Raw genomic sequence first — 21,039 nt, forward strand, 5'->3', positions numbered from 1 at the left:
TTCAATAATTGGCGCAACATAAGTTCAAATTTGTGGCGCGCTGTTTGGTTCTACAGATTCATATAGGATAAAAACCGCGTGACGGAACAGGTTGTTGGCCCGATTATCGAACTTGAGAACGTTCATCTGACCCTTGGTCACGCCGCCTCATCGGTGCATGTGCTGAAGGGCGTTTCCCTTCATATCGCGCAAGGACAGTCGGCTGGCATCGTTGGTCCGTCGGGTTCTGGCAAGTCCACGCTGCTGATGGTTCTGGCCGGTCTGGAGCATGTCGATAACGGAACTGTGAAGATCGCAGGTCAGACGATCAGCCAGATGAGCGAAGATCAGGCCGCCGCGTTCCGTGGCGCCAATATCGGCATCGTGTTCCAGTCCTTCCACCTCATTCCAAACATGACCGCGCTCGAAAATGTCGCCGTGCCGCTGGAACTTGCCGGGCGTCGGGACGCATTCGACGTGGCTGAACGTGAATTGCGCGCCGTCGGCCTCGGCGAGCGCCTCACACATTATCCATCCGAGCTTTCCGGCGGCGAGCAGCAGCGCGTGGCGATTGCTCGCGCGCTTGCGCCGTCACCGAAAATCCTGATCGCGGATGAGCCGACCGGCAATCTCGACACCACGACGGGTCGCCAGATTGCCGATCTTCTATTCGCCAAGCAGCGCGAAAACGGCCTGACCATGGTGCTCGTCACGCATGACCCGGCGCTTGCGGCACGCTGCGATATCGAAATTCCGGTGCGCTCGGGCCGGATCGAGGAGCCTGCACAGGGCGGCTCCGTTCTCGAATCGCTGGCGGCTGGCGCATGAGTGCGGCAAAGTCGTTCTCGCTTGCTCTCCGCTTTGCGCTGCGCGAAATGCGCGGCGGGCTTAGCGGTTTCTATATTTTTCTGGCCTGTATCGCGCTTGGCGTTGCCGCCATCGGCGGCGTCAATTCGGTGGCGCGGTCGGTCAGCACCGGCATTGCATCGGAAGGCCAAAGCATTCTGGGCGGCGATGTCAGCTTCGCGCTCAATCAGCGGGAAGTATCGGCGGAAGAGCGCGCCTTCATTGAAACGCAGGGCAGGATGGCGGAAAGCGCCACGATGCGCTCCATGGCGCGCATGCCCGATGGCTCCGACCAGTCGCTGGTCGAGGTGAAAGCTGTCGATGCCGCCTATCCGCTTTATGGCACGCTGAAGGTCCAGCCGCAGCAATCTCTGGCCGATATGACCGGCGAGAAGGCCGGTACCTATGGCGCTGCCGTCAGCCAGGACTTTCTCAGTCGCATGGGGCTGACGCTGGGCGCAAAGGTGCTGCTCGGCTCGCAAACCTTCGAATTGCGTGGTCTGATCGAGAGCGAACCGGACCTGCTTTCGTCGGGCTTCAATTTTGCACCGCGTTTTCTCGTTTCACTCGATGGCCTGCGCACTTCCGGTCTCATCCAGCCCGGTAGTCTTGTCGATCATATCTACAAGGTTGCCCTGCCGAATGGTGCGCCGGATTCGGCAATTGCCGACGTCAGGCGGCAGGCAGCTGCCGATTTCCCCGATGCAGGCTGGAATATCCGCTCCCGCGCCAATGCCGCTCCGGCGCTCAGCGCCAATATCGAACGCTTTTCGCAATTCCTGACGCTGGTGGGTCTGACGGCCTTGATCGTCGGCGGTGTCGGTGTCGCCAATGCGGTGCGCGCCTATCTCGACGGCAAGCGCGGCGTGATCGCGACCTTCAAGTCGCTTGGCGCGCCTGCGCGCTTTGCGGTTCTGGTCTATCTGGTGCAGATCATGGTGATCGGCCTGATCGGTATCGTTCTGGGGCTGATACTGGCGGCGATCATTCCTTTTGCCGCCGCACTGGCGCTCGCCAATTATCTGCCGGTCGTCGGTGGCGGCGGGTTCTTCCCCGGTGCGTTGGCGCTCGCCGCCGTCTTCGGCCTCATCACCACGCTCGCCTTTGCGATCATTCCGCTTGGTCGCGCCCGCGATATTCCCGCGACGGCGCTGTTCCGTGAGCAGGGTTTTGAACAGCGGGGCCTGCCGCCGCTGCTTTATCTCGGCCTTGCTGTTCTGCTGATTGCGGCTCTCGCCGGATTGGCGCTCTATGTCGCCTATGACCGGCGCATTGCGGCGATCTTCATCGTCTCGGCCATTGCAGCTTTCGGCGTGTTGCGGCTTGTCGCCGATGGCATACGCTGGCTCGCCCGCCGCGTGCCGCGCGTGCGCTCGACAGCGCTTCGGCTTGCGGTCGGCAACATTCATCGTCCAGGCGCGCTCACGCCTTCCGTGGTGCTTTCGCTCGGCCTTGGCCTCACGCTGATGGTGGCGATCGCGCTGATTGACGGTAATCTGCGCCGTCAGGTCACGGAAAACATTCCGGCGCAGGCACCCGATTTCTTCTTCGTCGATATCCAGAACCGGGACATTGGCGATTTCACCAGGCTGGTCAGCGGTATTGTGCCCGACGGCAAGCTTACCTCCGGCCCGATGCTGCGCGGTCGCATTGTTGCCTTCAACGGGACCAATGTGCGCGACATGACCATTCCGCCGGAAGCAGCCTGGGTGCTGCGCGGCGACCGCGGCATAACCTTTTCCGATACAGTCCCCGAAAACTCGACGCTGACGGAAGGCGAATGGTGGCCGACCGATTATAGTGGTGAGCCGCTGGTGTCCTTCGCGGAGCGCGAGGGCAAGGAACTGGGCCTGAAGCTTGGCGACACGGTGACGGTCAATGTGCTTGGCCGCAACATCAGCGCAAAGATTGCAAGCTTCCGTCAGGTTCAGTGGGAAACGCTTGCGATGAACTTCGTCATGGTGTTCTCGCCCAATACCTTTGCCGGTGCACCGGCGACATGGCTGGCGACACTCACCATTCCCGACAGTCAGAAAAATCTGGCGCCCGATGTGCTGCGGCAGGTCACCAAGACCTGGCCTGCGGTTACGACCGTCAGCGTGACTGATGCGCTCAATGTCGCCAACGATCTCATCAGCCAGCTTGCCACCGCCATTCGCGCGGCGGCTTCCATTGCGCTTGCGGCTTCGGTTCTGGTGCTGGGCGGGGCGCTGGCTGCGGGCAATCGTGCCCGTGTTCACGATGCGGTTGTGCTGAAGACGCTGGGTGCCACGCGCGGCACGCTGATTACAGCCTATGTGCTTGAATATATGCTGCTCGGGCTTGCAACAGCCCTCTTTGCACTTGCTGCTGGCAGCCTGGCGGGCTGGTATGTCGTGGTGGAAATCATGAAGCTGAAAGCAAGCTTCCTGCCCGATGTCGCACTGATGACCGTTGCCATAGCACTGGTGCTGACGGTCGGTTTCGGGCTGGCCGGGACATGGCGTGTGCTGGGCCAGAAGCCTGCCCAAGTGTTGAGAACGATATGAAGCATTTGTAATATGAGGCTTAACCCTTTGGATCGCATGGGTAATGTGTTTTCGAATGCAATTGCTGGCATCACGTTTTTTTACGGGTGGTACTTGTACGCGAAGGCCGAAATCCCCATAATGTCAGGCAGGCATGCTGGGGTCCCGCCAGCGGCGCCTGGAGGCGGCTCGGCCTTTTGAGCGCCCCGACACCGGACGGGACATGGCAAGAGGATTTAAGTCATGGCTGACTTTCGCAATATTCAGGCGCAGCAGAGGCCGGTAGGCGGTGCTCGTGCTGATGCAGGCATCGACCAGGGCCTGCGCAGCTATATGCTGGGCGTCTATAACATGATGGCTATCGGCTTGGCCGTTACCGGCCTTGCCGCATTCGCCGTTGCAGCGCTCGCAACGACCACGGACCCGTCCGCAGCCGTCGCGCAGCTTGCCAACGGCAAGATGCTCACCGCACTGGGCGCTGCGCTTTATACGTCGCCGCTGCGCTGGGTGGTGATGCTTGCGCCGCTCGCGGCAGTGTTCTTCCTGAGCTTCCGCATCGAGCGTCTTTCGGTCTCGACCGCCAACGCCGTCTTCTGGGGCTATGCAGCTCTCGTCGGCCTGTCGCTGTCGTCGATTTTTCTGGTCTTCACCGGCCAGAGCATCGTTCGCACCTTCTTTGTAACGGCTGCTTCCTTCGGCGCGCTGTCGCTCTATGGTTACACGACCAAGCGCGACCTGTCCGCCATGGGTTCGTTCCTGGTCATGGGCCTGTTCGGCCTGATCCTGGCATCGGTCGTCAACATTTTCCTCGGCTCCACCGCGCTGCAGTTCGCGATCTCGGTGATCGGTGTTCTGATCTTCGCAGGCCTCACCGCCTACGACACGCAGTCGATCAAGGAAATGTACTACGAAGGCGATTCTTCGGATGCGCATGGCCGCAAGATCGTGATGGGCGCCCTGCGTCTCTATCTCGACTTCATCAACATGTTCACCTTCCTGCTGCAGTTCATGGGCAACCGTAACTAATCAGCTGAAAAGTGTTTGAACAAAAGGGCAGCGGAGACGCTGCCCTTTTTTGCTTTTATAAAACAAATACATTGTGCATTCTGGAAGCCGTCAAACGATCATCTCCGGTTCCCCATGCCTGTCATCCGTGATTTCCAGCCTGCCGATATCGAAACGATCACCGCAATCTATACGCAAGCCGTTCTGACCGGCGCCGGTTCCTATGAGATCGAGCCGCCGACATTGGACGAAATGGCAAAGCGTTTCGGGGCATTTGTAGAGCAAGGTTTTCCGATCCTCGTCGCGGAAGAGGACGGCGTGGTTCTGGGCTATGCCTATGCGAGCTATTTCCGCGTCAGGCCTGCCTATCGCTGGCTTGCAGAGGATTCGATCTATATCGCCCCGGACGCGAAGGGGAAGGGAATCGGCAAGCTCCTGCTGCGCGAACTCATCGAGCGTATTTCCGCATTGGGGTTCCGGCAATTGCTGGCGGTGATCGGCGACGGCGAACACAATATCGGTTCGGTCAAGCTGCATGAAAGCCTGGGCTTCGCCCATTGCGGACGCATCGAGGGTTCCGGCTTCAAGCACGAACGCTGGCTCGACACCGTACTGATGCAATTGCCGCTCAACGGCGGGCGTTCAGTGGAACCGGGGAAGCCTCCGCTTTCATAATCTGCCGACGCGGCGGAGGGTCAGCTTTCCACAAGCTTGAGGCTCTTGTCGAACACGCGCAGCACGCGCTCCAGCTCGTGGCCGCGCTTCATGATAAGCCCGCTTGCAGCGATGACCGAATAAGCACCCTGTTTCTGCGACAGTTTCGGATTCTTCTCGATGCGGAAAAGCGGTACCTCGCTTGCACGGCGAAAGATGGAAAACACGGCGCGGTCGCTCAGGTGATCGATGGCGTAATCCCGCCACGCGCCGGAGGAGACCATGCGGCCATAAATATTCAGGATTTTGCCGAGTTCATGCCGGTTGAAACTGATGGGAGCGGGTCGCGCATGGTCGAGAGGAACGACCTTTGGCGAAGCAGACGAGGGGGAACGGGATGACAAATCCTCATTCGCTGCGCTTGACGTATCCATTTCCTTCCTTTCAGCCTTTTGCAGGGCGCAAGCCGAAACAGGTTCGTGTGCGCTCAAGAACAAATTGCGCGCAACCGGTATGGACATTCGCCAATGGCGAGGAAGTGAACCCAACCGGCGCATGACAACAGGGTGATGCTTTTATGAAGCAATTTCAAGGGGAGCGTTTTGCGAGCCGGTTCTAGCCGTCAATTATTGGGCAAAGAAAACCCCAATAAATAGGGATTAGCGGCGGTATATTAGCTATTCACGAAAAGAGAATGCCTGTTTGCAATGGTGATTGCTGGCCACATTTTCGCCTTGTCAGCTTCGCATTCCAGCCTGATTATGGCTTCAGCATCCACGTGTTGCCTGAGACGGTTCGGTTCGGGTATGTCCGACCCCAAGCCCCCCGCCCAAAGGACTGCCCGAGCCGAACCAACCTCTTCCTGCCAGCCGCGCTGGACGACCGAGCAACAACACTCCGCCCGAAGTTCACCAAAGAGAAACAGCGCCACTGGACCATGCATCGGTCACGTACCATGGATGATTGAGCGGCTGCCGTTTTCTGGTCAGAGACCGACAGGCTTCTTCTGTTTGAACATAGCTGCACCATGTATGGGACCGAGCGAATTGTCGTCGCGCGTTTCCTGAAGCACCACGGCGCAGCCTGAAACGTCCTTGCGCTTCAGTTCCGAAGCTGGAATCTCGATTTTCAGCGGCTTGCCGTCCCACATGCCGATCGTATTGGTATCGCTGACCGTATTGCGATAGGTGACTGCCTCACCGGCGTTTTCACCTTCCGTGATCGGAATGGTCACCGAATCGCGGAAATAGAACAGCACGACATGCACAGGCGCCTTTGGCTTCTTGCCCGCGCCGATGTCTATGGAAAGACGCCCATCGTCAAGCTGCGTGATGGAAACCGGCACATCCAGCTTGTTGGTGGCGATCTGCTCCTGAAGGGCGCCGCGGTCGCGACCGTTCACTTCCGCCGTGCCGTTGATAATCGCTTGCGGCGTATAGATCATGCGCGCATTGAAAGAGTTGCGATAAGCATTCTGCCGGTCGGTGTTTTCCTGGGTGGCAAGTGTATCGCGCCAACCCATATAATCCCAGTAATTGACGTGGAACGACAGCGCCAGGACATTGGGGTCATCGGCATATTTGGCCAGATTACGGTCGGCCTGAGGGCAGGACTTGCAGCCCTGGCTGGTGTAAAGCTCCAGAACTGCGGTTTTCTTGCCGCTGTCCGATGCCTTGGCAGACCCTTGCATGGATATGCAGCCGGTGAATGCCAGCCCGAGAACGGCACAGATGCTACGCCAGCCGGGCAAATGCTCGCCGGTAAGCCATGGACCTGTCCCATAGAAAGGGGCGTGGAGTATCACTTCGTTTCATCCTGCAATAATTGTCGCTGACATCTATTATGTAAGAAGTCCCACAATCAATAGGAATTCACGTTGCGGTGAGGCCTGCAAGCAAGTGTGTATCGTTTGCGCCGGACTGGAGGCAACACGTTGAAACGACGTGCATAATAAGACGGGCGCATAAGCGGTCCTGTCACAATCACTTTCTGCAAACATAAAAAAAGCCGCCGGATTTCTCCGGCGGCTTCTGATTTTTATGCCCAAGTCGCTTAAGCGGCGAGGTCGCGCAGAACGGTCTGCAGAATGCCGCCGTTCTTCATGTAGTCGAGCTCGTCCAGCGTATCGATGCGGCAGATGAGCGGAACCTTCTTCACCGTGCCGTCGGCATAGGTGATGGAAGCTTCAACTTTCTGACGCGGACGCACATCGGCAAGGCCTTCGATGGAGACGATTTCGTCGCCCTTGAGGCCGAGCGTCTGCCAGCTGGTGCCTTCCTCGAAGACGAAAGGCACAATACCCATGCCGACGAGGTTGGAGCGGTGAATACGCTCGAAGGACTGTGCGATCACGGCCTTGACGCCGAGCAGGTTGGTGCCCTTGGCAGCCCAGTCGCGCGAAGAGCCGTTACCGTATTCGACGCCTGCGAAGACGACGAGCGGCACGTTCTCGGCCTTGTACTGCATGGCAGCATCATAGATCGAGGTTTCTTCCTTCGACGGGTAGTGGATGGTGTAGCCGCCTTCACGTCCGTTTTCGCCCAGCATGTGGTTGCGAATACGGATATTTGCAAAGGTGCCGCGCATCATCACTTCATGGTTGCCGCGACGCGTGCCGTACTGGTTGAAATCGGCAACGCCGACGCCATGGTCGATGAGGTATTTGCCGGCTGGCGACTGCGCCTTGATGGAACCGGCAGGCGAAATGTGGTCGGTCGTGATCTTGTCGCCGAAGAGACCAAGAATACGAGCGCCCTTGACGTCGCCGATGGTACCGGCCGACTTGCCCATGCCAACGAAGTAAGGCGGGTTCTGCACATAGGTCGAATCGTCGTCCCATGCATAGGTCTGGCCAGCAGGAACCTGAACGGCCTGCCAGTTTTCGTCACCCTTGAACACGTCCGCATACTTCTCCGAGAAGATCTTGCGGGTGACGTTCTTGGCGATGAATTCCTGGATTTCCTGAGAGGAAGGCCAGATGTCGCGCAGGAATACCGGATTGCCGTTCTGGTCTTCGCCAAGCGGCTCCTTGGTCAGGTCCTTGGTGACCGTACCGGCAAGAGCGTGGGCAACGACGAGCGGCGGTGAAGCAAGGTAGTTTGCCTGCACGTCCGGCGAAACACGACCTTCGAAGTTACGATTGCCGGAAAGAACGGCAGCCGCGATCAGGCCCTTTTCGTTGATCGTCTTGGAGATCGGCGCAGGCAGCGGACCGGAATTGCCGATGCAGGTCGTGCAGCCGAAGCCGACGAGGTTGAAGCCGAGCGCATCGAGATCCTTCTGGAGGCCAGCGGATTCAAGATAGGCGGCAACGACCTGGGAGCCAGGCGCAAGCGAGGTCTTGACCCAAGGCTTGGTCTTGAGGCCCTTGGCAACCGCGTTGCGGGCCAGAAGACCGGCAGCAATCAGCACGCTCGGGTTCGAGGTGTTGGTGCACGACGTGATGGCGGCAATCGCCACATCGCCATGACCGAGATCGTAGTCTTCACCTTCAACGGCGTAACGCGCTGTCTGGCCGGTGGCCTTCTTATATTCCGTTTCGAGCGAGGTTGCGAAACCGGAACCGATGTTTTCCAGCGCAATGCGGCCTTCCGGACGCTTTGGACCGGCCATCGACGGAACCACGTCGCCCATGTCGAGTTCGAGCGTTTCGGTGAAGACCGGATCGGCTGCACCCTTGTCGCGCCACATGCCCTGCGCACGGCAGTAAGCTTCAACCAGTTCGATGCGATGCTCGTCGCGACCGGTGGTGTTCATGTAGTTGAGCGTTTCGCGGTCAACCGGGAAGAAACCGCAGGTTGCGCCATATTCCGGACCCATGTTCGCGATGGTCGCACGGTCGGCGAGCGTCATGTTTTCGAGGCCTTCGCCGAAGAATTCGACGAACTTGCCGACAACGCCCTTCTTGCGCAGCATCTGCGTGACGGTGAGGACGAGGTCGGTCGCGGTCACGCCTTCCTTGATCTTGCCGGTCAGGCGGAAGCCGACGACTTCCGGCAGAAGCATGGAAACCGGCTGGCCGAGCATGGCCGCTTCAGCTTCGATGCCGCCGACGCCCCAGCCCAGAACGCCAAGGCCGTTGACCATGGTGGTGTGGCTGTCGGTGCCGACGCAGGTGTCGGGATAGGCAACGGTTTCGCCGTCTTCTTCCTTGGTCCAGACAGCCTGGGCCAGATATTCGAGGTTCACCTGATGGCAGATGCCGGTGCCCGGAGGAACGACGCGGAAGTTCTTGAATGCCTGCTGGCCCCACTTCAGGAAGCGGTAGCGTTCGCCATTGCGCTGATATTCGAGGTCCACATTGGCCTTGAATGCGCTTGGATTGCCGAATTCGTCGACGATGACCGAATGGTCGATGACGAGATCGACAGGAACGAGCGGATTGATCTTTTCCGGATCGCCGCCGAGCGACTTGAGGCCGTCGCGCATGGCTGCAAGGTCAACGACGGCAGGAACGCCGGTGAAGTCCTGCATCAGCACGCGGGCCGGGCGATAGGCGATTTCTGCGCCTGCAGAGCCGCGGTCGTTCAGCCACTTGGCGACAGCTTCGATGTCCGACTTCTTGACGGAGCGGTCGTCCTCGAAGCGGAGCAGGTTCTCGAGCAGAACCTTCATGGAGAATGGAAGCTTGGAGATGCCCTCAAGGCCGTTCTTTTCGGCTTCGGTCAGGCTGTAATAGACATAATCCTTACCGTCGACGGTAAGGGTTTTGCGACATTTGAAGCTGTCAATGTGTGACACTGCGTTCGTCCTTCATGCTACTGGCCGGAAAACCAGGACGAACGCCTCTGCTGCGTTTCAAGGACGCGCCAAGGTGCGGGTGCAGTCATTTCCGCTGTCCGTCCCGATGCCTGCGTCCTTGAAGTCTTTGTCTTCATTGGCAACAGGTTGAGATCGGCCAAAAATGGTTTCCACGCCGACCGCTGGCATGGTAGCCCTCATATAGAGAGTTTTCTAAAACGATTCCAGACAGAATATCGTGAAATCGACCCCTTGCGGCGAAATGTTGCGATGCCTTTCCGTAGTTCCGGTTCTATTGGTCTGGCAGTTATCCATCGGGGCTTAGAGGGTTTAAAATGCGGCTTGAAGCCGAAAATCTGGCGGGCGAAAGGGGCGGCGAAACGATTTTCGCGGACCTGTCTTTTGCGCTCGGTGAAGGCGAGGCGCTGGTGGTGACCGGCCCCAACGGCTCCGGCAAGTCCACGCTGCTGCGAATCATCTGCGGCCTGCTTCAGCCCGAAGCAGGAAAGGTGGAATTGAGCGAAGACGACACGGTTTTGCCGGTGCGCGCCGCCTGCCATTATCTCGGCCATCAGAATGCGATGAAACCGGCGCTCAGCGTGCGTGAAAACCTGTCCTTCTGGCAGACGTTCCATGGTGCCGCGCAGGCGCAGATCGGTGAGGCGCTGGAAGCCGTCGATCTGCCCGGTGTGGAGCATCTGCCGTTCGGCTATCTCTCGACGGGGCAGAAGCGCCGTGTTTCCATCGCCAAGCTTCTGGTCAGCCATCGCCCGCTGTGGATCGTGGACGAGCCGACAGCCGGTCTCGACAAGGCGTCCGAAGCCCGCTTTGCAGAAATCATGCGCGGTCATATGCGGGAAGGCGGCATGATTGTCGCCGCAACGCATATTCCTCTTGGCCTTGAAGGCGTCAGCGCGCTCGACATGGCCGCCTTTTCGCTCGAGGCCGTCTGATGCTGGCGCTTTTCCTGAGAGACCTGCGCCTCAGTTTTCGCGCCGGTGGTGGTGCGCTGATCGGCATATTGTTTTTCCTCGCCGTCATTGCTGTCATGCCCTTCGGCGTCGGGCCTGATCTCAACCTTCTGGCGCGGATCGGCCCCGCAATGCTGTGGATCGGCGCGCTGCTGGCAATACTTCTGGGGCTCGACCGGCTGTTTCAGGCCGACCGGGAAGACGGTTCGCTCGATCTTCTGCTGATCGGCACGGACAGCCATATGCTGGCCTTTACGGTTTTTGTGAAATGCGTGGCCCATTGGGTGGCAAGTGTGCTGCCGCTGGTGATCGCATCGCCGATGCTGGGCCTCTTCATGAACATGGATGCCTCGGCAATCGGCGCGACATCGCTGACGCTTCTGGTGGGAACGCCTGCCATTGCCTTCATTGGTGCGGTGGGTGCTGCCCTTGCCGTGGCGCTGCCGCGTGGCGGGTTGCTGGTGTCGGTGATCGTTCTGCCGCTCACCATCCCGGTGCTCATTTTCGGTGTATCAGCTTCGCATGGAGCGACAGTAGACAATGCGCCCTTTCTGGCGCCATTCCTCATTCTTGCAGCACTCACCCTGTTCTTTGCCGTGCTGGGGCCTCTGGCCGCGAGCGCAGCGCTGAAAAGTTCGGCGGATTGACGCAGTTGATTACGGTCAATTGAACGGCACAGGGGTGGAAGGTAAGTATAGGCCATGGAAAAAGACATGACCAAAGACGCAGTTAAAGCCACAAGCTGGCTCGATCTGGCCAATCCGACGCGGTTCCTCGCCTTTGCAGGCAAGGTATTGCCATGGCTGGCCGGGCTTTCCGCACTGTTTCTGGCGGCTGGCCTCTATATGGTCTTCTTCCTGTCACCGGAGGACTACCAGCAGGGCATGACGGTCCGTATCATGTATATCCATGTGCCTTTCGCATGGCTTTCCATGATGTGCTACTCGATCATGGCCGTTTCGGCGCTGGGCACGCTGGTCTGGCGGCATCCGCTGGCCGATGTCTCGATCCGAGCCGCCGCTCCCCTGGGCGCCATGTTCACCGCGCTAGCGCTTGCCACCGGTTCGCTCTGGGGCAAGCCGATGTGGGGCACGTGGTGGGTGTGGGATGCGCGGTTGACCTCGGTCTTCGTGCTGTTTTTGATGTATCTCGGCATTATCGCGTTGTCGCGCGCCATGGATGATCCGGCAAGAAGCGCCAAGCCTGTGGCGGTGCTCACGCTGGTCGGCTTCATCAACATCCCGATCATCAAATTCTCGGTCGACTGGTGGAACACGCTGCATCAGCCAGCTTCGGTGTTCCGCATGGACGGCCCCACCATCGACGCGTCGATGCTGCGTCCGCTTTTCGTGATGGCTATCGGCTTCTCGCTTCTGTTTTTCACGCTGCACATGATGGCCATGCGCAATGAAATCTGGCGTCGCCGCGTGGCGTCTATGAAGAAGCTTGCCGCACGCAATGCCGACCGCAGTGCCGACCGCAAGGCCAAGGCACAGGAGGGCGCGGTATGAACCATCTCGGCTATGTTCTGGCCTCCTATGGCATCACGGTCGCGGCGCTCGTCGTCACCATCGGCTGGATATTGATCGATCAGCGCATCCAGAAAAACGAATTGAAGCGGCTTGAGGCGCAGGGCGTGCGCCGCCGTTCTGCAAAAGCCCCCGGTAAAGCATGATGACCGAAACAACCGAAAAGCCCGCAGTACCTAAAAAGCGCTCAACATGGGTTGCCCTGCTGCCGCTGGCGATTTTCGTCGGACTGGCGGCGGTTTTTGCCGTCCAGCTTCTGTCGGGCAAGGACAATACGACGATACCTTCTGCGCTGATCGGCAAGCAGGCACCGCAAACGAACCTGCCGCCCGTCGAGGGTCTGGTGCGCGATGGCGCGCCCGTGCCGGGCCTCAATAGCGATGACTTCAAAACAGGTCCGGGGGGCAAGCTGACACTGGTCAACGTCTGGGGATCGTGGTGCGTTCCCTGCCGTCAGGAGCATCCGCTCTTGATGGAAATCGCCAAGGACGAGCGCATCCGCGTGGTTGGCCTCAATTACAAGGACCAGCCCGAAAATGCGCGCCGCTTCCTCGGCGATCTCGGCAATCCCTTTGCCGCTGTCGGCGCCGACCGCGCAGGACGCTCAGCCATCGAATGGGGCGTCTACGGCGTACCGGAAACCTTCCTCGTCGATCAGAATGGCAAGATCATCTACAAGCATGTCGGGCCGTTCACGCCGGAATCCGTTAAGAACGATCTGATGCCAGCGGTGGAGGACGCGCTAAAAAAAATAGTGTTTTAGATTTCAGCCATCATTCGTCTTGTGGGCCTTCTTTCCAAAGTACGGCTTGTTTCCCAAACATTTCTGCATCTGCTTTAATTGCAGCGAATTGATCAGAGTTTTTGAATGTATCTAGATTGTTCAAAACATTTTTTTGGATTTTTTGTCTTTGTGGACCAGATATTTTTGACATCGCCTCAGAAGAGTACTGCGCCTTTTCCTTGAACACATCGAGCAATCCTATAGGTACAGTAAATTCACCTGGCTTAATAATACCATCTCGGACATGAACCTTTGTACCAACCCAAGGGTCTGACCCTTTTTGGATTACTCCGAATATCATAAAACTTCCAAGCTTAGAAAATGTCATAAGTGATCGACTAGATCCGATAATATCTAAAGTAATTGCTCCACTCATGAAGCGGTTGAAATTATTTGGCAGGTCACGAATATTCGTAGATTCCGCAAGATCGAAAATCAATAAATGTTGTTCAAATTCAGATGGATGTGGAAAATCTCCCTTCAAAAATCCTCGCCAACGTTGTTCAGCTTTGTCCATAAGAGTATTTTGTTCATCCGTATATTCTGCTTCTGGATTGTGCCCTCGTGTGAATTTCAAAACGCGCCACGAAACAGAAACGCAGAACTTTAAAAGCCAATCACTATAGGTTACTTTTCTTTGTCCAGAGTGCCATGGGTGAAAAAGTTTTGTCGCAAATGCTGTTTCGTATTTGCTAAATTTTGTTTCGCAATCACCGCATAACCAATGTAATTTTAGACCATCCTGAACTCTTTTGTTCGGGTTTTCAGTATGTCTAATATGCCCGGAGCCGGATCTACTGCGTAACCAGCGAAAAATAAAGGCTGGCAGAACATGGCTTTCTTTCAAAGGGCTTTTTTGGTCACAGAAGGCGCATGCGTCGGTCATCCAAAATATCTCTGTCTGACAATAAAATCAGGTCAAGTTTTGCATGAAGAAAAGGGCCCGTTAAGGGCCCTTTTGAGAACAGGTGGATGACTTAATCCGGCAATTTCCGCACCGCGCCCTTGGCAGCACTGGTTGCCATGGAGGCATAAGCCTTCAGCGCGGTTGAAACCTTGCGCTTGCGCTCTTCGGTTGGCTTCCAGCCGGTTGCTTCCTGCTCGGCGCGGCGTTCTGCCAGCGTTGCATCGTCAACAGCCAAATGGATCTTGCGGTTCGGAATATCGATATCGATGATATCGCCTTCGCGCACCAGACCGATGGTGCCGCCTTCGGCTGCTTCCGGCGAGACGTGGCCGATGGAAAGGCCCGAAGAGCCGCCCGAAAAACGTCCGTCGGTGATCAGCGCGCAGGCTTTGCCCAGACCCTTCGACTTCAGATAGCTGGTCGGATAGAGCATTTCCTGCATGCCGGGACCGCCGCGCGGGCCTTCATAGCGGATCAGCACAATGTCGCCAGCCTTGATCTTGCCGTTCAAAATGCCGAGCACAGCCGTGTCCTGGCTTTCGAAAATGCGGGCCGGGCCGGAGAATTTCAGGATGGAATCGTCCACGCCCGCCGTCTTCACGATGCAGCCGTCTTCGGCCAGATTGCCGTAAAGCACGGCCAGACCGCCATCCTGACTGAAAGCATGTTCCTTGGAACGGATAACGCCGGTTTCACGGTCGGCATCGACGCTGTCAAAGCGGCGCTCTTGTGAGAATGCAACCTGTGTCGGCACGCCACCGGGAGCTGCCGAATAGAATTTGTGCACCATTTCGCTCTTGGTGCGCGTGACGTCCCAATGATCGAGCGCCTTACCCATGGTTTCGCTGTGCACGGTTGGCAGCGCGGTATTGATCAGGCCTGCCTTGTCGAGCTGGCCGAGAATACCCATGATGCCGCCTGCGCGGTGCACGTCTTCCATGTGAACCGTGTTGTTGGCAGGCGCGACCTTGCAGAGCACCGGTACGCGGCGCGACAGACGGTCGATATCGGCCATGGTGAAGTCGATTTCGGCTTCCTGCGCGGCTGCAAGCAGATGCAGGACCGTATTGGTCGAGCCGCCCATGGCGATATCGAGCGTCATGGCATTTTCAAAGGCCGGGAAGCTCGCAATCGAGCGCGGCAGCACGTTTTCATCGTCCTGCTCGTAATAACGACGGGCGAGATCGACGACCAGATGACCGGCTTCCACAAACAGGCGCTTGCGGTCGGCATGGGTTGCGAGTGTCGAGCCATTGCCCGGCAGCGACAGGCCGAGCGCTTCGGTGAGGCAGTTCATCGAATTCGCGGTGAACATGCCCGAGCACGAACCGCAGGTCGGGCAGGCGGAGCGTTCAATCGCCTTGACCTGATCGTCGGTGTAGCTGTCGTCAGCGGCTGCAACCATCGCATCCACGAGGTCGAGCTTCTTGACCTGATCATCCCAGATGACCTTGCCTGCTTCCATCGGGCCACCGGAAACGAACACGACCGGAATATTGAGGCGCAATGCGGCCATCAGCATGCCGGGGGTGATCTTGTCGCAATTGGAAATGCAGACCATCGCATCGGCGCAATGGGCATTGACCATATATTCGACCGAGTCGGCGATGAGTTCGCGCGATGGCAGCGAATAGAGCATGCCGTCATGGCCCATGGCGATGCCGTCATCGACCGCAATGGTGTTGAATTCCTTGGCGACGCCGCCAGCGCTTTCGATTTCGCGCGCGACGAGCTGGCCTAGATCCTTCAGGTGCACATGGCCGGGCACGAACTGGGTGAACGAGTTCACCACAGCGATAATCGGCTTGCCGAAATCCTCATCCTTCATGCCGGTGGCGCGCCATAGGCCGCGCGCACCCGCCATATTGCGGCCGTGGGTGGTTGTTCGCGAACGATAAGGAGGCATTTTCAAACCTTTTAGGAACTATTCTAATTGTAACCGTTATGACAGAACCGTTTCCGCAGAGCAAAGCGCAATTTGCCCCATATTGCCCGATATTATCGGGAGGGGCGGGACCGTTTGCAGGCTTGCGGACAACGGAAAGGGTTCCGGCGTGCGACGATTTTCGCAGGCGCAGACAAGGCAAACTAGCACATTATTGTTATAATGCAAAAGATTTCGCGCTGGAAACGTAAGGAAATTACCCGGCCTTAAGAGGAGGCACCGGCCATGGCGGTATCGAGCAGGGCGTTGGCTGTCTTCATCCGCTGTTCTGCAGCGGGGCGAAACTCTTCCGGCAGGCGGTCCGGATGATTGCTGGCGGCAAAGCTGCGACGACGACGCTGCAGCTCGGCACGCTTCAAGCCCGGCTGCAAGTCCAGCTCGTGGCGGATTGCATCCGGTGACTGCTTCTGCATGCGCGCGGCCAGCTCCTGCTTTGCCTGTTCGGGCCCGATTACGGTCTCCGGCAAACTTCCAATGTCGAACAGGCTTTCGAGGTCGTCCGGTTGTCGCGGCATCGCTGGCGTATCGCCAAGCTCTGCGGACAAGATCGCGGAGGCAAACCCGAATTGCGGCCGACGAATGTCGTCCGCCGGGCCTGCGTCAGCCTCGACTTCCTTCAGCACAGTTGCAAAATCGGGAAATGTCGGCTGCATCCTGCCCCGTCACACCACATGCGAAACGAGGGCGGAAGCCAGCGTTCGCGTCAGCACGGATGGCGGGATAGGCTTTTGGAAAACGGGCACTTCCGGATAGCGCGCTGCCAGACGGGGAGGCAATCCGCCGCCGGTGTGGATGACCACGAAGACATTCCGGCTCTTCAGCCGGTCCAGCACAGCTTCCACATCGCCATCGGCAAGGTTCACATCAAGAATGGCCGCATCTATTTCATTGCGGTTGATGATGTCTATCGCCTGCCGGACGGTGCCGACCGGACCGAGAACGGTTCCGTTCGCATCCTCGACAGTCGCGGCGACATCAAGGGCGACGAAAATCTCGTCTTCCACCACCAAAACCCGCCGCTGTCCAAGATCGTTCATCACTTGTCTCGCTGCCTCCCTTTTGAGGTAAGCCCTTCACGCAAGAAATGCGCGAGCGCAAGCAGAGGTTCCCTTGGCCGACATGATAATTCGCTAATGGTGAATCAAACCTTTACCAGCCTGGCAACAGTGTCAGAAGGCGGTGAAGGTCAATGTCGTCAGCGAGCGGATGATATTGGGAATGTTGAGAACATTCTCGTTGATGAACTTGCCGATATCCTGATCCTCGGCGATGTAGATCTTGGCCAGAAGGTCGAATTCGCCGCTGGTGGAGTAGAGCTCGGAGACGATTTCGCGCTGAAAGAGCGTATCGGCAACCTCATAGGTCTTGCCGGGGGCGCACTGCAGTTGCAGGAAAACGGGCTTCATGTCTCTTCCTTTCGCGACGGGACTGCGTGGCGCATATGATAGCGCATATCACGGCAATGTTTGCAGGTTACAAACACGGACGGCTCGATGAAATCAAGAGCGAAAACAGGGCGGATCGTGACATCCGGTCTAAGGGTCGTGTCCGCAGTCCTGTCCTGCATGCATGGCTGGTTTACCGGGGCGTTTTAATTTACTCAATTGTAATTTTCTTGAGAGGACGCAATAAGACTTCTCCCAGAAATTGTAATTTGCGCGTCCGATTTATATGAAGTTCGTACTCCCTGCCGTTCTGTTGCTGTTCTCGCTCGCCTTTTTCACGGCGTGGCTGTCCGATCGCGGCCGCCAGTTTCTGGTGTCCAGCAGCGCTTGCTTCCTGTTGATCGGCCTCGCAATGCTGGTCCAGCTTGGCAATTTTCCTGCAGACGACAGGCTGAACACAGTGCTTTCAGCTGCATTTTATGTCGGCGGCACGCTGGTTGGCGGTTACGGCATTCTGCAGCGCAGTGATCTGCGCCTCACATCTGCTTTTTACATATTGAGTTTCGCGCTCATCGTCGGCGGCGTCTGGTATTACTGCTATATCGAGCCAAATCTTCTGTCGCGGGTCTATGTGCTCAATCTCGGCATGGCCACGCTGATCCTTTCTTTCGCATGGCAGACACGAGGCCTGTTCAAGGGTGCGCTGGTCGACAAACTGCTGCTGGTCATGCTCGTTCTGGTGGCATTGCAATTCGTGCCGCGCACGCTTCTCACCGCCCGCTCCCTGCTCGGGGAGGTCGACGGTGAAAATTTCGCAATGACGGTATTCTGGCAATGGACGGTGTTTTCCACTGCCGTCGCCGCAGTGCTCACCGGCTTTGCCTTGCTGGCCGCCGCCGGTTATGACCGGATCGGCGAGCTGTCGCATGAGCGTGACAGCGATCCCCTGACCGGACTTCTCAACCGGCGTGGGCTGGAAATGCGTTATATCGCGTTTTCACAGGCGAGAAAGGGCGTGCCGGGCTGGGTTGCCGTATGCGATATCGATTACTTCAAGGCATTGAACGATGCCTACGGCCACGCGGCGGGTGATGCGGTCCTGAAGGAATTTGCCGGGATTTTGCGCAAGCTCATCGGCGAACGGCCGTTGATCGCCCGTACCGGTGGCGAGGAATTCGTGATCTGCCTCGATGACATGCACGCCGAGAATGTTTTCCAGCTTATGGAAGGCGTACGGCAGAACATCGAGAGGCATCGCTTCCAGCATCTGTCCGAAGGAACCAGTGTCACATGCAGCATCGGCTGCGTCCGCATGCCGGAACAGGGCGATTTCTGGCAGACGGTCGATCAGGCCGATAAAATTCTTTATGCCGCCAAGAACGAAGGGCGCAACCGCACCCATGTGGAAGGATTGGGCCCGAACAGCGCCGATTAATCTATTCGCAGGGATGAAATTTGGGGATGGCGGTTTTTAAGGTTGGCCTTCGATAACATTCCGGTGATGATCCGCACATTGCCGCAAATCATGCTTATTATCGCCGCCCATAATGCGATTGCCGAGGAGTTCCTGAAAGTCCGATGAAATTCATGTCCGTTGTGTTGCCTGCGTCCGCTTTTGTCAGTCTCCTCCTTCTTGGCCTGGCGGTTTCTCCGTCTTCTGCGATGAACGCCTCTGAAAAAGCCCAGCTTGAGAAGCTCGACCCGGCAACCCGTCTGGAGCAGCGCTGCGACGTGGAGGCCATGGAACGCATCACGCGGGAGCAGAACAAGTTTTCGGTCGACAAGGTTCTGGCCTATGCTTTCTCCGATCCGGTGACCAGGAAAAACTCCATCAAGGCCGATGGCGCAGCCTTCCGCAGCCGGGAACACTGGTACAAGCTGTCCTTCGTCTGCAAGACGGACGAGGAACACATCAATATTGTTTCCTTCCGCTATGACATCGGCGATGAAGTGCCCCAGAACCAGTGGGACAAGCATTACCTCGTCCCTTAGAGCCTGTTCCAAAAGTCGTCCTGTGCGGCTGCAAATGGCAATATCTGCGTTCCGGTGCTCACGTACCTTGAGTACGCTCCGCTCCGTTACTCGAAAATCACCATTTTCGCACACACACGCCGCTTTTGATCAGGCTCTTAGAGCGCATCCCGAAAAGTGTGAAACGGCTTTCGGTTAAGATGCGTGTTAAAACAAGTATTTAGAGCGCGCCCTATTCTTCAGAATCGTCGGAACGGCAGGCCGAAAGCAGCGTCACTTCCTTGGCGGTGTGATCGGCTTCGAGATGGCTCAGCACGGCCTGACCGTCCTTGTCGCTCCAGCGGTAGCTATCCTGCTCATCGATGGCGACGTACTTCTTGAGATTATCGTGCCATTGGAGCGCGATCATCTTGCCCTCGGCGTCGAGAACGGCAAAGCCGGGGGCATCGCCGTTACGAATATAGGTGACAGGCACGACAACCCCGCGTTCGCAGATGTAATCGACCCGTTCGATAGCATTTGTCTGGGAGTTCTGCGCCGACGCCGACAATGCGGAAGCGAGCGTCAAACCCGCTACAATCGTCGGCAAGACGTAAAATTTGCCTGTGCTGTATGCCATGATTGAAAATCCTCTGGTCAGCCAATTCAGCATCTTGAAGATATTCCTTCGCCGCAAGGGTTCAAGGCCGGATGGGTTTCCTTGGTTAATGGTCGAAAGCGCCCGAAAAAAGATTACCGGCCGACCGATTTCCTGCAACCGAAACAGGTTTAGTGCGTTGTTAGCCTGCCGGTCGCGAGATCGGCTGAGGCCCGGATGAATACTTGCCCCCCGCAACCCCAATCCGGGCCTCACTTTTGGGGAGCGGAACACCTATCCCTCAATTTATTGGGATTGTTTCCGAATGGGGAAAGCTTAGTTCATATGAAACCCAATTAATCAGAAAACTATAATAAGTTCCGGTGATTTTTCATGACGCTTAATATTGTCGCAGCCTTTGTTGTCGTTGGTTTGCTCCTGTTGCTTTTGAAATGGCGCAAGACGGGATTCGTTTTGATCGGCCTAGCGGCGGTTCTTTATGGTGCGATTGTTTCGGCAATTCTCCCCGACTATCTGATGAACCGCTTGCAATCGTCCTATTCATCGCAATTGCAAACGCCGCTTGAAGACAATACCGCCTTCATCGTCTTCGGCATGGGAACGCAGACTGTCCACGAACGCGGCCAGAAAGTGGTCGAACCGCTTGCTTTCTCCTATGGGCCGATTTTAGCGGCTGTCGCCATGAACCATCAGTGTGTCGAAAAGGGCTTTAGCTGCAAATTTATTACCAGCGGCGCCGATGTGGCCGGAACGGGCGTTTCCGAGGCTGCTTCGATCGCTCGACAGCTCGAAGGGGCCGGTATTGATCCGGCGTCCATCCTGCTTGACGAAAAGAGCCGCAACAGCTGGCAGAACTCCAAGAATACAGCCGCAATCCTGCGCGAGATCAAACCGGCGAAGGTCGTTCTGCTGCAGGCAGCGCCGATGATGAACCGCGATCTTCTTTATCTGGCGCATTTCGGCGTGACGCCCGAGCCGGTTGCTGCCGCCTATCTGACGGGATCCCATACGAATATGTCTTCGCCGGGCCTGTATTTTCTGGCGACAGATGTGGCGCTTCACGAGGAGATCGGCGTCCTGCGTTATGCGGTTTATAATTTCATGGGCTGGAACGAGCCGAAACAGCCTCCGCTCGAACTGGGGCAACCTGCGGTGAATACACCCGCAGCAACTGCGCCGTCTGCCGAGCCCGTGCCGGTACAGTAAGTGGGCGCAGTG

At 57.4% G+C, this 21,039-nt stretch carries 21 protein-coding genes; 12 read left to right on the forward strand and 9 right to left on the reverse strand.

Translation table 11 applies throughout. The features are described from left to right. Positions 1 to 78 precede the first annotated feature (78 nt). The 4 genes from CQZ93_RS00480 (at position 79) to CQZ93_RS00495 (ending at position 5,012) form a co-directional block, all read left to right on the forward strand. Positions 79 to 807 (forward strand): ABC transporter ATP-binding protein, encoded by a 729-nt coding sequence (locus CQZ93_RS00480; protein WP_105540836.1) that lies wholly within the window; start codon positions 79 to 81, stop codon positions 805 to 807. Beyond that, positions 804 to 3,353, forward strand: coding sequence for an ABC transporter permease (locus CQZ93_RS00485; protein ID WP_105540837.1), 2,550 nt, complete (start codon positions 804 to 806; stop codon positions 3,351 to 3,353). Before CQZ93_RS00480 ends, CQZ93_RS00485 begins: the two co-directional genes overlap by 4 nt. 222 nt (positions 3,354 to 3,575) lie before the next feature. After that, positions 3,576 to 4,358: a Bax inhibitor-1/YccA family protein gene (locus tag CQZ93_RS00490; protein WP_105540838.1), complete on the forward strand. Its 783-nt coding sequence runs from the start codon at positions 3,576 to 3,578 to the stop codon at positions 4,356 to 4,358. 114 nt (positions 4,359 to 4,472) lie between these two features. Then, complete coding sequence (locus CQZ93_RS00495) at positions 4,473 to 5,012, forward strand: GNAT family N-acetyltransferase (RefSeq protein ID WP_105540839.1); 540 nt, start codon at positions 4,473 to 4,475, stop codon at positions 5,010 to 5,012. Between the two features lie 20 nt (positions 5,013 to 5,032). Here CQZ93_RS00495 and CQZ93_RS00500 read toward each other — a convergent pair whose 3' ends face one another. The 3 genes from CQZ93_RS00500 to acnA form a co-directional block, all read right to left on the reverse strand. After that, positions 5,033 to 5,425 carry a DUF2794 domain-containing protein gene (locus tag CQZ93_RS00500; RefSeq protein ID WP_105540840.1) on the reverse strand — a complete coding sequence of 131 codons (393 nt, stop codon included), beginning with the start codon at positions 5,423 to 5,425 and terminating at the stop codon, positions 5,033 to 5,035. A 551-nt stretch (positions 5,426 to 5,976) separates the two neighbouring features. Then, on the reverse strand, positions 5,977 to 6,681 hold the full coding sequence (locus CQZ93_RS00510) for a DUF1223 domain-containing protein (protein ID WP_181153356.1): 705 nt from the start codon (positions 6,679 to 6,681) through the stop codon (positions 5,977 to 5,979). Positions 6,682 to 7,043: 362 nt separating this feature from the next. Further along, positions 7,044 to 9,731 carry an aconitate hydratase AcnA gene (acnA, locus tag CQZ93_RS00515; RefSeq protein ID WP_105540843.1) on the reverse strand — a complete coding sequence of 896 codons (2,688 nt, stop codon included), beginning with the start codon at positions 9,729 to 9,731 and terminating at the stop codon, positions 7,044 to 7,046. 335 nt (positions 9,732 to 10,066) lie between these two features. Here acnA and ccmA point away from each other — a divergent pair, with 335 nt between their 5' ends. The 5 genes from ccmA (at position 10,067) to CQZ93_RS00545 (ending at position 12,994) form a co-directional block, all read left to right on the forward strand. Beyond that, the gene (gene ccmA / locus CQZ93_RS00525; protein ID WP_105540844.1) at positions 10,067 to 10,684 is read left to right on the forward strand and encodes a heme ABC exporter ATP-binding protein CcmA; all 618 of its coding nucleotides are present in this window, start codon (positions 10,067 to 10,069) and stop codon (positions 10,682 to 10,684) included. Continuing rightward, on the forward strand, positions 10,684 to 11,349 hold the full coding sequence (ccmB, locus tag CQZ93_RS00530; RefSeq protein WP_105540845.1) for a heme exporter protein CcmB: 666 nt from the start codon (positions 10,684 to 10,686) through the stop codon (positions 11,347 to 11,349). The genes ccmA and ccmB overlap by 1 nt, the downstream gene beginning before the upstream one ends. Before the next feature lie 66 nt (positions 11,350 to 11,415). Further along, on the forward strand, positions 11,416 to 12,213 hold the full coding sequence (locus tag CQZ93_RS00535) for a heme ABC transporter permease (RefSeq protein ID WP_181153288.1): 798 nt from the start codon (positions 11,416 to 11,418) through the stop codon (positions 12,211 to 12,213). Then, the gene (gene ccmD, locus CQZ93_RS00540; protein WP_105540847.1) at positions 12,210 to 12,377 is read left to right on the forward strand and encodes a heme exporter protein CcmD; all 168 of its coding nucleotides are present in this window, start codon (positions 12,210 to 12,212) and stop codon (positions 12,375 to 12,377) included. The genes CQZ93_RS00535 and ccmD overlap by 4 nt, the downstream gene beginning before the upstream one ends. Beyond that, positions 12,377 to 12,994 (forward strand): DsbE family thiol:disulfide interchange protein, encoded by a 618-nt coding sequence (locus CQZ93_RS00545; protein ID WP_105543117.1) that lies wholly within the window; start codon positions 12,377 to 12,379, stop codon positions 12,992 to 12,994. Before ccmD ends, CQZ93_RS00545 begins: the two co-directional genes overlap by 1 nt. Before the next feature lie 10 nt (positions 12,995 to 13,004). Here CQZ93_RS00545 and CQZ93_RS26310 read toward each other — a convergent pair whose 3' ends face one another. The 5 genes from CQZ93_RS26310 to CQZ93_RS00570 form a co-directional block, all read right to left on the reverse strand. Next, positions 13,005 to 13,901 (reverse strand): hypothetical protein, encoded by an 897-nt coding sequence (locus tag CQZ93_RS26310; protein ID WP_146114415.1) that lies wholly within the window; start codon positions 13,899 to 13,901, stop codon positions 13,005 to 13,007. 91 nt (positions 13,902 to 13,992) lie between these two features. Continuing rightward, positions 13,993 to 15,828, reverse strand: a complete 1,836-nt coding sequence (ilvD, locus tag CQZ93_RS00555) for a dihydroxy-acid dehydratase (protein ID WP_105540849.1) — start codon at positions 15,826 to 15,828, stop codon at positions 13,993 to 13,995. A 245-nt stretch (positions 15,829 to 16,073) separates the two neighbouring features. After that, the gene (locus tag CQZ93_RS00560) at positions 16,074 to 16,520 is read right to left on the reverse strand and encodes a hypothetical protein (RefSeq protein ID WP_105540850.1); all 447 of its coding nucleotides are present in this window, start codon (positions 16,518 to 16,520) and stop codon (positions 16,074 to 16,076) included. A gap of 9 nt (positions 16,521 to 16,529) precedes the next feature. Next, on the reverse strand, positions 16,530 to 16,904 hold the full coding sequence (locus CQZ93_RS00565) for a response regulator (protein ID WP_105540851.1): 375 nt from the start codon (positions 16,902 to 16,904) through the stop codon (positions 16,530 to 16,532). A 132-nt stretch (positions 16,905 to 17,036) separates the two neighbouring features. Continuing rightward, positions 17,037 to 17,273, reverse strand: coding sequence for an Lrp/AsnC ligand binding domain-containing protein (locus CQZ93_RS00570; protein WP_010657951.1), 237 nt, complete (start codon positions 17,271 to 17,273; stop codon positions 17,037 to 17,039). A gap of 265 nt (positions 17,274 to 17,538) precedes the next feature. Between CQZ93_RS00570 and CQZ93_RS00575 the strand changes: the two genes are divergently transcribed. Together CQZ93_RS00575 and CQZ93_RS00580 are read left to right on the forward strand one after the other, a co-directional pair. Further along, the gene (locus tag CQZ93_RS00575) at positions 17,539 to 18,687 is read left to right on the forward strand and encodes a GGDEF domain-containing protein (protein ID WP_105540852.1); all 1,149 of its coding nucleotides are present in this window, start codon (positions 17,539 to 17,541) and stop codon (positions 18,685 to 18,687) included. Positions 18,688 to 18,830: 143 nt separating this feature from the next. Beyond that, complete coding sequence (locus CQZ93_RS00580; RefSeq protein WP_105540853.1) at positions 18,831 to 19,244, forward strand: DUF930 domain-containing protein; 414 nt, start codon at positions 18,831 to 18,833, stop codon at positions 19,242 to 19,244. Positions 19,245 to 19,455: 211 nt separating this feature from the next. Here the strand turns inward: CQZ93_RS00580 and CQZ93_RS00590 are convergent, their stop codons facing one another. Continuing rightward, positions 19,456 to 19,842 carry a hypothetical protein gene (locus CQZ93_RS00590; RefSeq protein WP_105543118.1) on the reverse strand — a complete coding sequence of 129 codons (387 nt, stop codon included), beginning with the start codon at positions 19,840 to 19,842 and terminating at the stop codon, positions 19,456 to 19,458. A gap of 351 nt (positions 19,843 to 20,193) precedes the next feature. Between CQZ93_RS00590 and CQZ93_RS00595 the strand changes: the two genes are divergently transcribed. Further along, the gene (locus CQZ93_RS00595) at positions 20,194 to 21,027 is read left to right on the forward strand and encodes a YdcF family protein (RefSeq protein ID WP_105540855.1); all 834 of its coding nucleotides are present in this window, start codon (positions 20,194 to 20,196) and stop codon (positions 21,025 to 21,027) included. The last annotated feature ends 12 nt before the right edge of the window (positions 21,028 to 21,039 follow it).

This window comes from Ochrobactrum vermis (assembly GCF_002975205.1).
In the GTDB taxonomy this organism is placed as follows: Bacteria; Pseudomonadota; Alphaproteobacteria; order Rhizobiales; family Rhizobiaceae; genus Brucella; species Brucella vermis.